This is a genomic window from Streptomyces sp. M2CJ-2 (genome assembly GCF_016757295.1).
Classification (GTDB): domain Bacteria; phylum Actinomycetota; class Actinomycetes; order Streptomycetales; family Streptomycetaceae; genus Streptomyces.
Window position 1 is genome coordinate 35826 of the sequence record NZ_JAESIF010000054.1, and the last position, 11225, is coordinate 47050.

The window sequence follows — 11225 nt, forward strand, 5'->3', positions numbered from 1 at the left end:
CCCGCGCACCACCCCACCTCCGCCACCCGCACCCCAGCTTCCGCCCGCCCGAGCAACGCGCACCGAGAAAGAACCCGACCGTGACCGTAAACCGCCCGTTCTCCCGTTCGACCACAGGAGCCTCCCCGCTCCTGTCCGGAAACGTCTCGCGCCGCCGCATCCTGGCCGTCGGCGGTGCCGCCGCCCTCGCCCCGGCGCTGGCCGCCTGCGGCGGCGGATCGCGGCCGGGCAACGCGGCGCTGGCCGACGGCGTGCCGCAGAAGCTCCGCTACGCGGTCATCGGCAGCGGCAGGACCGGCACCCCGGCGGCCCTGCGCTACAAGTTCGACGGCGTGGACCTGGGCAAGGAACTCGGCGGCACCACCGTCACCTGGCCGTCCGGATTCACCGCCTCGCTGCCGGTGATGGAGGCGCTCAAGGCCGGCAGCGTCGACCTCACCTTCGCCACCGCCACCGCCGTGGCCTACGCGATCGGCGGAGGCGTGCCCATCGTGCCGCTCGCCGCCTACCCGCTGCCCGCCAACGAGGTCGAGATCCTCGTCCCCCAGAACTCGCCCATCCGCGGCGCCGCCGACCTCAAGGGCAAGCGGGTCGCCGACCAGCAGGGCACCACCGGCACCTACAGCCTCATCAAGTACCTGCAGACCGCCGGTCTGCGGCTGGACGACGTCGAGTACGTCAACCTGCCGGCCGCCGACGCCGAGTCGGCCTTCGCCAACGGCAAGGTGGACGCCTGGATCAGCTGGACGCCGGCCATCAGCCTGGGCCGGGCCCGGCACAAGGCCCGCAGGCTGCCGAACGTCAAGACCTACGACTACTCCTTCTACGTGGCCAGTGAGTCCTTCGCCGAGGAGTACCCCGAGGCCGCGGCGAAGGTGGTGCGTGTCGTCCGGGACACCCAGCGCCGCGTCAACGCCCGTCCCGAGGCGAGCGTCGAGTTCTTCGACAAGATCGGCGGATTCGGCTCGGAGGACCTCGAGCGCGAGGTGTTCCTCGAGCTGACCAAGGAGAAGAGGCTCTCGGACTCCAACGCCGACCGGCTCGCGCCGGTGGACCGCAAGGCGATCGAGAACACCCAGGACCTCGCCGACAGCTTCCACGCCCTGGGCGTCTACCCCTCGAAGATCGACGTGACCGGGTTCCTGCAGGACTCCCGGTTCGACACGGTCAAGAAGGCGGTGGCCGCCGAACTGGCCGAGTGACCGGCAGGGCGCACCACAGGACACACAGCGCTACAGCACTACAGCACGGAAGAGAGAACACGCAGTGAGCACCCCCGAGAACCAGATGCACCTCGCGGCCTTCGTGACCGCGGGCCCCGGCCGGCCCGGCGGCTGGCGCCACCCCGGGTCCGAGCCCGGCTGGCTGTCCGCCTCCTACTACCAGCACATCGGCCGCGTGCTCGAGCAGGGCAAGTTCGACCTGATGTTCCTCCCGGACATCCTGTCCGTGCCCGACCGCCTCGGCGGCAGCATGGACAGCCAGCTGCGCTACGGCGCGCTCGGCTCCCTGCGGCTCGATCCGACGCCGGTGCTGTCGGCGGTCGCCGCCGCCACCACCCGGCTCGGCGTGGCCGCCACGATCTCCACCAGCTACTTCGAGCCCTTCCCCGTGGCGCGCTCCTTCGCCACGCTCGACCACCTCAGTGACGGCCGCGCCGCCTGGAACGTGGTGACCTCCTTCCAGGACTCCGAGGCCCGCAACTTCGGCGAGGACCGGCACATCGACCGCGACCAGCGCTACGAGCGGGCCGACGAGTTCCTCGAGGTGACCTGCAAGCTGTGGGACAGCTGGGAGGACGACGCCCTCGTGGCGGACCCGGAAGCCCCCCTCTTCGCCGACCCCGAGCGCGTGCACGCCATCGACCACAAGGGGGAGTGGTTCAACGTCCGCGGCCCGCTGAACACGCCCCGGCCGCCCCAGGGCTACCCGGTGATCATCCAGGCCGGGGCGTCCCCCAAGGGCCGCGACTTCGCGGCGCGCTGGTCCGACGTCATCTTCTGCAGCCACGCCTCCCTGGAATCGGCCAAGGACTTCTACCAGGACATCAAGGCCCGGGCGGTCCGCCACGGCCGCCGTGCCGAGGACGTCAAGATCCTCCCCATGGCCACCCCCATCATCGGTCCCACCACCGAGGCCGCGCGCGAGGCCGAGCAGCGCCTTGCGGACCTGGTCCCGCCGCTGGCCGGCCTGTCGACCCTCGCCTACCACCTGGACGTGGACCTCTCGGAGCTGCCGCTCGACGAGCCGCTGCCCGACGTCGACGTCCCCGGTGTCCAGGGGCACTACAAGGAGGTCGTGGAGATGACCCGGCGCGAGGGGCTGACCCTGCGTGAGCTGGGCAAGCGCTACGGCGGCCGCACCGAGGGCTCCTTCGTCGGCACGGCGGCCGAGGTCGCCGACGGCATGGCGCAGTGGTTCACCGAGGGCGCCTGCGACGGCTTCACCGTGGGCGCCGTCCACACGCCGGGCGCCTTCGAGGACTTCGTCCGCCAGGTGGTGCCCGACCTGCAGCGCCGCGGCCTGTTCCGCACCGAGTACGAGGGCACCACCCTGCGCGACCACCTGGGCCTGGAGCGCCCCGAGACCGGGCAGTGGCGCAACCGCCGGAACGGGAACGGCGACAACGGCTGACCCGCACCGCACCCCACACACCGGATCCCGCACAGCGACGCCAAGGACCTCACGGCATGACAGCAGCAGGCGACATCACGAGCATCACCGGCCGCACCACCGACACCCAGGGGCGCTTCCTGGTGACCGCCCGGACGAACCACTTCGTCTCCGACGCCCGCACAGGGCCGGGGGAGGCCGTCGGGGCGGGAGAGCTGCTGCTGTCCGCCCTGGCCTCCTGCTCCCTGAGCAACATCCAGCTCCATGCCGAGGAACGCGGCTCCGGCCTGACCGGTGGCCGGGCCGAGATCAGCTACCAGCGGGACCCGCAGGATCCCACCCGCTACACCTACCTGCGGATCGAGCTGCTGCTCGAGGGAGTGGACCAGGGCGAGGCCGACGTCCTGGTCGGGCTCTTCACCGGCAGCTGTCCCATCTACAACACCCTGCGCCGGGGCGGCCACGTCGAGGTGGCCGCCCGGGTGCAGGAACCGCTCGCCGGCGCCGCCTGAGGAACCGGCCGACCCGGAGCCGGGTCACGCCGAAACCCCGCACTCGGCCCGCCGCACGGCAGGCATGCGGGCCCGGGGCCGCTCCCGGCCCCGGGCCCGCTCCACCGCATCCCGCACCCCCCGCACGCACACCTGAAGGTGATCACCGTGGCCACCGTCCTGTCCGTCTCCGGCAGTCCCTCCGCCGCATCCCGCACCGCCCGCCTGCTGCGCCACCTGGACGCGCGACTGACCGCCAGGGGACACGAGGTGATCCCGCTGGACGTACGCACCCTGCCCGCCGAGGCGCTGCTCGGCGGCGACTTCGGCCACCCCGCGGTCCGCGAGGCCACCGCCCTGTTCGAACGCGCCGACGGCGTCGTGATCGGCACCCCCGTCTACAAGGCCGCCTACTCCGGCCTGCTCAAGTCCCTGCTGGATCTGCTCCCGCAGTACGCCCTGGCCGGCCGGACCGTACTGCCGCTGGCCACCGGCGGCTCCACCGCCCATGTTCTGGCCGTCGACTACGCACTGCGCCCGGTCCTCTCCTCGATGGGCGCCGAGCACATCACCCCCGGCTGGTTCGTCCTCGACAAGCACCTGGCCACCGCCCCCGACGGCACCCTGGACATCGAACCGGAGACCGCCCGTCACCTCGAGCGCGTCGTCGACGGCTTCGCCACCGCCCTCGAACGCAGCACCCTGCTGGCCGTCGGCTGACCAGGAGCGGGCACGTTCCCCCGCGGAGGAGACCCTCAGCCGGAGCCCGGCCGGAACGTGCGCAGGAACGTCCGTAGCGCCTCCTGGTTCTCCGCCCTCTCCCAGTCGGCGGCCGGGGTCGTCCAGCGCAGCGAGAAGCCGCGCCCGCCGCCCAGGAGGAACCCGCGGCCGAAGGTGCGCACCCGGGGGCCGTCGGCCGCCGACAGCCACTCCATGTCGGCGGCCTCGCGCCCCTGGTACGTGGTCGCGCGGATCGCGCCGATCCGCTCGTAGGCGTCCGTCCGCTCCAGGGGCGGCTCCACGTCGTCCCGCCACACGGCCACCGGGTCCGGACCGACCCGCTCGCTGTAGGTGACCGCGAGGGTGCGGGTGTTCCCGTCCACGCCGAAGGTGACGCGGTAGGCGAGGTCGGACACGCGGGAGGTGTCCAGCCGTTCGAAGCCCTCGGGGAGCGCGAGGGAGAAGCCCTCCGGCGCACGGTAGAGGCGGTAGCCGGCCGGGAGGCCCGCCGGGTCCGAGGGGGCCGGGGTGGGTGCGGCGGACGGCGGGGAACCGCCCCGGTCGCCCGGCTCGCCGGGTTCGGCCGCCCCGGACGGGGCCGAGGGAGCCGGCGCGGAGACGGAGGCCGGCGGCGTGTCCGGCGCTTCGGCGGCGGAGCCGGTGCCGGTTCCGGGCAGCCCCGAGGCCGCGGCGAGTGCGACGGCCGCCACGATGACGACGGCCAGGACCGTGCCGAGGACCGTCGTCCGTCTGCTCCACTCCCGGCCCATGGCCCTGAGGGCGGCGGTGCGGGGGCCGCGCAGCCGGGGGCCCGGCGCCGCGCCCAGGACAGCGCCGGGGTCCTCGCTGAGAGCACGGGTGAGCGCCTCGCGGACCACCTGCCGGGTCAGCCGCTCCCGCGTGTCCTTGCGGAGCAGGCCCTGAACGACCTGGGTCAGGGGTCCCGCGCGCACGGGCGTGCGCAGCGGCAGCCGGTCCACTGCCTTCAGCGTGGACTCGGGCCGCCCCCGGTCGCGGAACGGGGGACGTCCCTCGACCATCGTGTAGAGGATGGCGCCCAGCGTCCACAGGTCCGCGGCGGGACCGACGCGCTCGTCGCGGGCCTGCTCGGGGGAGGCGTACGACGGTGCCGTGAGGCGGGGTGCCGGGGTCGAGCCGGCCAGGCCGAACCCGGCGACCACGACCGGTCCGGTCTCCCGCACGAACACCTGGCCGGGGCTGAGTTCGCCGTGCGTGATGCCCGCCGCGTGTGCGGCATCCAGCACGTCGAGCAGCTCCAGCCCGATCCGCGCGGCCCGCACATGGTTGAACATGCCCTCCTCGCTGAGGAGTTCGCCGAGCGGTGTGCCGTCGATCCAGGCGGTGACGGTCCACAGGAAGCCGGCCTCGTCGACGGCGTCGACGGCGGTGGCGATCCGTCCGGGACACAACCGCGCCATGCCCTCGGTCGTGCGCAGGACACGGGAGGAGACGCGACGCACGGGCTCGGACGGATTCTCCGGGAGCGCGATCTGCGTGACCAGACAGGGACGTCCCGTCCCGAGGTCGTCGGCGTACCAGCGGATGTGATGGGGCTCGCGATGGATGACCTCGGCCAGCCGGTACCTCCCGGCGACCGGCTGGTGTGTGAAGACGTGCGCCCTGCCCATGGCCATCCCTCGTCCGAGCCGCTGCTTCCGCCTTTGCCGGAAGTACGTGCGACCGGGCGCCTTTTGTTCAACTCGAAGAAAGGAGCGAGCGGATGCGGACCTCCAGGGCCCGAGGGGAGGGCTCAGCGCAGCCCGAAACGGGACGCCCAGGCGATCATGTCGCCGGTGGTCGCGTTGCCCCCGCACACCACCAGCCCGATCCGGGCCCCCTCGCCGACCCGCTCCAGCACCCGGCGCGCCGCCGGCAGCAGACAGCCCGCGGCCGGCTCCGTCCACACCTTGGCGTGGTCCGCGAGGTCCAGCGAGCCCTGTACGGCCTCCCGGTCCGGCACCACCAGCACCTCGGTGACCAGCGCCGACACATGCTCGTAGGTCAGCTGCGACACGGCCGGGGCGCTGAGCGTGGAGACGATCGACGACAGCGCGACCGGCACCGGACCGCCCGCCGCGAGCGCCTCGGACATGGCCTGGGCACCCTCCGTCTCCACACCCCAGATCCTGATTCCGGGCCGCCGGGCCCTGAGCGCCGCCGCCACACCGGAGATCAGTCCGCCGCCACCGATGCTCACCAGTACGTCGGTGAGGTCACCGGCGTCGTCGGCGAACTCCAGTCCCACGGTGCCCTGCCCGGCGATCACCACCGGGTCGTCGAAGGGGTGGACCAGGGTCAGCCCTTCCTGCTGAAGCCGCGTCATCAGGGCGAAGGCACCGTCCATGTCGTCGGCCAGCCGCACCGACGCGCCGGCCGTCTCCGCGACCTCGACCGCCCGCGCGGGGGCCGACCGGGGCATCACCACCGTGGCCTTGACGTCGAGTGCGGAGGCCATGACCGCGACGGCGATCCCGTGATTGCCGCCGCTCACGGCCACGACCCCGGCGGCCCGCTCCGCCTCGTCCAACGACAACAGCTTCGCCACCGCGCCGCGCGCCTTGAACGACCCGGTGCGCTGCAGCAGTTCCAGCTTCGCCGTGACCGGGGCGCCGAGCAGTGCCGACAACCCGGGACTCGGCACCGTCGGCGTCCGTACCACGTGTCCGGCGATCCGCTCCGCCGCGGCCTCGATCTCCGGCATCCCGATCATGACAACCGCCTTCCGGCGCGGGGCGTGATCCGCGCCGTGACGAACCCTGACCCGATCGGCCGCCAAGGTCAACAGGGGTCGTCCGGCGGTACGTGCCTCAGTGCTGCTGCGGCTTCTGCGGCGTGGCCTCGCTGGGCCGCACGATGACGTGCCCCTCGCCCTGCAACATCAGTTGCACCGCCTCGCCCGAGCCGCCGCGCAGCATCGAACCGAGCGACTGCGAGCGGTGCAGGGAGGTGGCCAGGCCCGCCGTCCAGCCGACGATCGCGTCCGTGTCGACGTAGACCGGGTACTGCGGCGACACCGGGAGGACCAGCGGATCGCCCTCGCAGACCAGGCCCAGCAGGCCGTGCCCGGTGAAGACACTGTTGAACAGGCCGCCGCCGGTGATGCCGGCGCCCTTCACGGTCGAGATGCGGTACGACAGCGTGGAGTCGAAGCACAGGACGTTGCGGCCGTTGACGGTGAACTCGTCGCCCGGCTCGAGCTGGACGATGAAACAGTTCTGCGCCTCCTGCGCGAACCATGCCTCGCCCTGTCCCCGCACCGCCATCAGCGGCAGCCCTTCGCCCGTCACCGCGCGTTTGAGCATGCCGCCCACGCCCTGGCCCTTGCGCTCGAACTGGAGTCCGCCGCGGTAGGCGATCATCGCACCCTGCCGGGCGTGCATCTCGCCGTTGACGACGTACCGGATGCACTTGGCGTTCTCGACGGTCATGCCCGGAGCCGAGGCGGGCTGCACCATGTGCCGGCTGGAAAACAGATCACCCTTCATGGGGGCATCCTCGCCCGGAGGATCCGCCTCCGCCAAGATCCCGCCCGGAATCGAACGTGAGGACGTCGGCGCGGTGGCCGGGCCCGGGGACGGCTGGTCCGCCGGATGGCTCGAGGGCGGGGCCGGGTCGGGCCCGACTCGTCCATCTCGTCGGTGGCGTAGTTCCAGAACCGGGCCTCGCCGGGTTCGTGGCCGCGGAGCACGGGATGCCCAAAGATCCTGAACCGTGTCTTCCCCCCTGGGCTCTGCTGTGCTTGCCTGGGGAGCCGTTTTCGCCGGGCGGGGCGGGAGTCGCCGTATGCGCAAGCCGTGGGTCGTGGGGGTGGCGCTGGCCGCCGTGCTGCTCGGCGCGTGCGGGGACCCGTCGTCCGGGCCCGGGTCCGAGCCGCCACCGCCCGCCGCGCCCGAGGCGTCGGCCACCACGCACCAACGGCCCGCGGCCACGCCCGGTGCCGCTTCGCCCGGTGCGGGCGGCTCCCGGGACGTCTCCCCCGGCGCCGCGTCCGGCGAACCGCCCACCGTGCTGTACCTCGGCGACTCACTCGCGATGGAGAACCAGAAGGTCCTCGGGCGGGAACTGCGCGAGGACCTGCGCGCGCGGTACACGAGCGCGCCCTACTCGGGCACCACCCTGTGCGACTACCTGGAGGGTTCCGCGCAGCGGTCCCTGGTCCCGGCGGCGGACAAGGCGGCGGCGCTGGTGCGCTCGCTGCGGCCGGACTACGTGGTGCTGCAGTTCTGGGGCAACGCCTGGGACTACACCCCCTGCATGGACGGAATCACCTACGCCGCCTCGCCGGAGAGGTACTTCGAGCGGTACGCGGCCGCCGCGCGCCGACTCACCGAGCAGATCCGCGCGGCCGGTGCGGCCCGACCGCCCCGGATCGTCTGGGTGTTGCAGGGACCCGACCCGATCACCCCCGACCGGATCCGCCGGGTGAACACGCTCTACGAGGAACACGCCGCCGCCTCCGGCGGCCTGGTGGCCGACGCGGGCGGCACGGTGAGTCCGGCCGGGGCGCGCTACACCTGGTCGCAGTACCTGCCGTGCGACGCCTACGAGCGGGCCCACCCCGAGTACTGCACCCAGCAGGGCCGAGGCCGCACCGCCCTGCACCTGGACGACGACTACCTGCACTTCTGCCTGGCGCCCACGACCTCGACGCCGAAACCCTGCCCGGTCCGCTCCCCCGGCATCCTGCGCATCGCGCGGGAGATCACCCGGGTGCTCGGGGAGCATGTCCGCTCCCGCTGACGAAACGCGTCAAAACCGTTCGACAACAGGCGCGTTCACCGCTGGGACGGGCGGTGTGTGGGCCACGGGGACGCGTCCCGCCGAGGTGCGGGGCCCCTTCCGCGAGGCCGTGGCCGCCGACGAGGCCCAGTGGGCCCGCGGGCGGACCCGGCCGCCGTCGGCCGGGCGGGGCCCGTCCGTGGCCCCGCCCGCCCACGCCGGCGTCACTCGCCCGCGTACGCCTTCTCCAGGGCGGCGATGTCGAGCTTGCCCATCGACAGCATGGCCTTCATGGCGCGGTCCGCCTTCTCCTGGTCCGGGTCGCTGATCAGCTCGGTCAGCCGCACCGGGGTGACCTGCCAGGACACGCCGAACCGGTCCTTGAGCCAGCCGCAGGGGCCGTGCTCCCCACCGCCCTCGACGAGCTTGTCCCAGTAGTGGTCGACCTCCGCCTGGTCGGCGCAGTCGATCTGGAAGGAGATCGCCTCGCTGAACTTGAACTCGGGTCCGCCGTTCAGCGCGACGAACTTCTGTCCGTGGGCCGTGAACTCCACGGTGAGGACGGAGCCCGTCGTGCCGTACCCGGACTCGGTGTACCGGAGGATCCGGCCGACACTCGAGTTCTTGAACACGGAGACGTAGAAGTCCGCGGCCTCTTCGGCCTGGCCGTCGAACCAGAGACACGTGGTGAATCCGTCGGTGGTCATGGATGCCTCCCGGGGTGTGGAAAGGGTGTGGAACACGGTCTGTCGGTGTCGACCGGCCCGCCCCTCGAAACTCATCGGTCGGCGGCGCTCTGCCCCTGGCGAATCTGCCGCGGGCAGAGAAAGCCCCGCGGGCCACCGCGGCCGGTCGAGAGTGAGGACACACGGTCGCACCGGCCGTGCGCCGAAGAGCAACACGGCTATGACACCGACAACACGGGAGCGCCGATGTCTCCACTCACCGCCGGCCGGCCGCCGGCTCCGCTGCCCCGGGCCGAGGAGGGCGACACCCCTTCGACCCGGTTCGACGACCATCTGGCCGCGCAGCTCCTCGCGCAGCGGATCGTGCTGCTCGGGACCCAGGTCGACGAGGTCTCCGCCAACCGGGTGTGCGCGCAGCTGCTGATCCTGTCCGCCGAGGACCCGCGCACCGACATCAGCCTGTACGTCAACAGCCCCGGCGGCTCCGTGCACGCGGGCCTGGCGATCTACGACACGATGCGGCTGATCCCCAACGACGTCTCGACGCTCGCCATGGGATTCGCGGCCAGCATGGGCCAGTTCCTGCTGAGCGTCGGCGCACCGGGCAAGCGGTACGCCCTGCCCAACGCGCGGATCATGATGCACCAGCCGTCCGCCGGGATCGGCGGCACCACCGCCGACATCGAGATCCAGGCGGAGAACCTGGAGTTCACCAAGCGGACCATCGAGCGGATCACCGCCGAGCACACCGGCCAGTCGGCGGAGACGATCTCCCGGGACGGCGATCGTGACCGCTGGTTCACGGCCGAGGAGGCCAGGGAGTACGGAATGGTGGACCGGGTGGTGGAGTCGCTGGACGATGTCCGGCCTGCCGCGACGCGACGCCGGATGGGGCTGTGACGATGGGTACGTACACGATTCCGAACGTCGTCGAGCGCACCCCGCAGGGCGAGCGGTCCTACGACGTGTTCAGCCGGCTGCTGTCCGAGCGGATCATCTTCCTGGGCACCGAGATCGACGACGGGGTGGCCAACGTGGTCATCGCCCAGCTCCTCCATCTGGAGTCGTCGGCGCCGGAGAGCGAGATCGCGGTCTACATCAACTCCCCGGGCGGCTCGTTCACCTCGCTCATGGCGATCTACGACACCATGGCGTTCGTCCAGGCGCCGATCTCGACGTACTGCGTCGGTCAGGCGGCGTCCACGGCGGCGGTGCTGCTGGCCGGCGGGGACCCGGGGCGCCGGTTCGTGCTGGAGCACGCGCGGGTACTGCTGGGCCAGCCGGCCACGGGCGGGCAGCGGGGCACGGTCTCCGATCTGTCGCTGCGGGCCAAGGAGATGCTGCGGATCCGTTCGCAGGTGGAGGAGGTGCTGTCCCGGCACACGCACCACGACGTGGCGGCGCTGCGCGCGGACATGGACCGCGACAAGGTGTTCACCGCGCAGGAGGCCGTGTCCTACGGCCTGGCCGACGAGGTGCTGAGCCGGCGCCTCGCGGGTGGGTGAGGCGCCGGGCCCGGCACGGTCGCGTCAGGCGGCCAGGCACAGCCCGTCGTACGAGGCGCGGGGGGTGCCCCGGTTCGCGCCCCGTCCGGCGGGAGCCCGCAGGACGGTGACGCGGACGAGTTCTCCCTGCACTCGCGACAGCAGGTCGCCCAGGCCCAGACCGAGGGCCTGGGCGGCGGCCGCGAGGACCTCCGACGAGGCCTCCTTGCGGCCCCGCTCCACCTCCGACAGGTACGGCATGGAGATCCGGGCCGTGTCGGCGACGTCCTTCAGCGTCCGTTCCTGGGCGAGCCGCTCACGCCGCAGCACGTCACCGACCAGGTCGCGCCACAGCGGCTCCCTGGGGGCCGGAACGGGGCTGGGAGCGGGGACGGGGCTGGGGGCGGGGGCGGCGGGGGCCGGGCCCGGGACGAGGCGCGACGACGACGTGTGTCCGGACTACCGTGGGGAATGCGCTGGTTAACTTGTGC

11 protein-coding genes and 1 pseudogene are annotated in these 11225 nt (G+C 72.6%); 7 read left to right on the top strand and 5 right to left on the bottom strand.

Features of this window, described 5'->3' with window-relative positions; all coding sequences use genetic code 11:
• Positions 1 to 80: 80 nt before the first annotated feature.
• From JL475_RS29320 to ssuE, 4 genes are all read left to right on the top strand, one after another.
• A complete protein-coding gene (locus tag JL475_RS29320) occupies positions 81 to 1202 on the top strand; it encodes an NrtA/SsuA/CpmA family ABC transporter substrate-binding protein (protein WP_202280988.1) in 1122 nt (373 codons plus the stop codon).
• A gap of 64 nt (positions 1203 to 1266) precedes the next feature.
• Positions 1267 to 2634 (top strand): LLM class flavin-dependent oxidoreductase, encoded by a 1368-nt coding sequence (locus tag JL475_RS29325; RefSeq protein WP_307825191.1) that lies wholly within the window; start codon positions 1267 to 1269, stop codon positions 2632 to 2634.
• Between the two features lie 56 nt (positions 2635 to 2690).
• A complete protein-coding gene (locus JL475_RS29330; RefSeq protein WP_202280989.1) occupies positions 2691 to 3125 on the top strand; it encodes an OsmC family protein in 435 nt (144 codons plus the stop codon).
• A 147-nt stretch (positions 3126 to 3272) separates the two neighbouring features.
• Positions 3273 to 3824, top strand: coding sequence for an NADPH-dependent FMN reductase (ssuE, locus tag JL475_RS29335; protein ID WP_202280990.1), 552 nt, complete (start codon positions 3273 to 3275; stop codon positions 3822 to 3824).
• A 35-nt stretch (positions 3825 to 3859) separates the two neighbouring features.
• Here the strand turns inward: ssuE and JL475_RS29340 are convergent, their stop codons facing one another.
• The 3 genes from JL475_RS29340 to JL475_RS29350 all read right to left on the bottom strand — a co-directional run bounded on the left by JL475_RS29340 (position 3860) and on the right by JL475_RS29350 (position 7330).
• Positions 3860 to 5473 (bottom strand): serine/threonine protein kinase, encoded by a 1614-nt coding sequence (locus JL475_RS29340; protein ID WP_202280991.1) that lies wholly within the window; start codon positions 5471 to 5473, stop codon positions 3860 to 3862.
• 122 nt (positions 5474 to 5595) lie between these two features.
• A complete protein-coding gene (locus JL475_RS29345; RefSeq protein ID WP_202280992.1) occupies positions 5596 to 6555 on the bottom strand; it encodes a threonine/serine dehydratase in 960 nt (319 codons plus the stop codon).
• A gap of 97 nt (positions 6556 to 6652) precedes the next feature.
• Positions 6653 to 7330, bottom strand: a complete 678-nt coding sequence (locus tag JL475_RS29350) for an AIM24 family protein (RefSeq protein WP_202280993.1) — start codon at positions 7328 to 7330, stop codon at positions 6653 to 6655.
• Between the two features lie 298 nt (positions 7331 to 7628).
• Between JL475_RS29350 and JL475_RS29355 the strand changes: the two genes are divergently transcribed.
• The gene (locus JL475_RS29355) at positions 7629 to 8585 is read left to right on the top strand and encodes an SGNH/GDSL hydrolase family protein (protein WP_202280994.1); all 957 of its coding nucleotides are present in this window, start codon (positions 7629 to 7631) and stop codon (positions 8583 to 8585) included.
• A 203-nt stretch (positions 8586 to 8788) separates the two neighbouring features.
• Here the strand turns inward: JL475_RS29355 and JL475_RS29360 are convergent, their stop codons facing one another.
• Positions 8789 to 9271: a VOC family protein gene (locus tag JL475_RS29360; RefSeq protein WP_202280995.1), complete on the bottom strand. Its 483-nt coding sequence runs from the start codon at positions 9269 to 9271 to the stop codon at positions 8789 to 8791.
• Positions 9272 to 9496: 225 nt separating this feature from the next.
• Here JL475_RS29360 and JL475_RS29365 point away from each other — a divergent pair, with 225 nt between their 5' ends.
• Both JL475_RS29365 and JL475_RS29370 read left to right on the top strand, forming a co-directional pair.
• Positions 9497 to 10150 carry an ATP-dependent Clp protease proteolytic subunit gene (locus tag JL475_RS29365; RefSeq protein ID WP_202280996.1) on the top strand — a complete coding sequence of 218 codons (654 nt, stop codon included), beginning with the start codon at positions 9497 to 9499 and terminating at the stop codon, positions 10148 to 10150.
• A 2-nt stretch (positions 10151 to 10152) separates the two neighbouring features.
• On the top strand, positions 10153 to 10755 hold the full coding sequence (locus JL475_RS29370; protein WP_202280997.1) for a ClpP family protease: 603 nt from the start codon (positions 10153 to 10155) through the stop codon (positions 10753 to 10755).
• A 24-nt stretch (positions 10756 to 10779) separates the two neighbouring features.
• Here the strand turns inward: JL475_RS29370 and JL475_RS29375 are convergent.
• A pseudogene (locus tag JL475_RS29375) lies at positions 10780 to 11106 on the bottom strand (helix-turn-helix domain-containing protein); the annotation flags it as partial.
• Positions 11107 to 11225: the final 119 nt, after the last annotated feature.

Coding starts and splice junctions, on each gene's coding strand:
- JL475_RS29330 (WP_202280989.1), top strand. CDS start 2,691: ATGACAGCAGCAGGCGACATCACGAGCATCACCGGCCGCACCACCGAC.
- JL475_RS29340 (WP_202280991.1), bottom strand. CDS start 5,473: ATGGGCAGGGCGCACGTCTTCACACACCAGCCGGTCGCCGGGAGGTAC.
- JL475_RS29345 (WP_202280992.1), bottom strand. CDS start 6,555: ATGATCGGGATGCCGGAGATCGAGGCCGCGGCGGAGCGGATCGCCGGA.
- JL475_RS29350 (WP_202280993.1), bottom strand. CDS start 7,330: ATGAAGGGTGATCTGTTTTCCAGCCGGCACATGGTGCAGCCCGCCTCG.
- JL475_RS29355 (WP_202280994.1), top strand. CDS start 7,629: ATGCGCAAGCCGTGGGTCGTGGGGGTGGCGCTGGCCGCCGTGCTGCTC.
- JL475_RS29360 (WP_202280995.1), bottom strand. CDS start 9,271: ATGACCACCGACGGATTCACCACGTGTCTCTGGTTCGACGGCCAGGCC.
- JL475_RS29365 (WP_202280996.1), top strand. CDS start 9,497: ATGTCTCCACTCACCGCCGGCCGGCCGCCGGCTCCGCTGCCCCGGGCC.
- JL475_RS29370 (WP_202280997.1), top strand. CDS start 10,153: ATGGGTACGTACACGATTCCGAACGTCGTCGAGCGCACCCCGCAGGGC.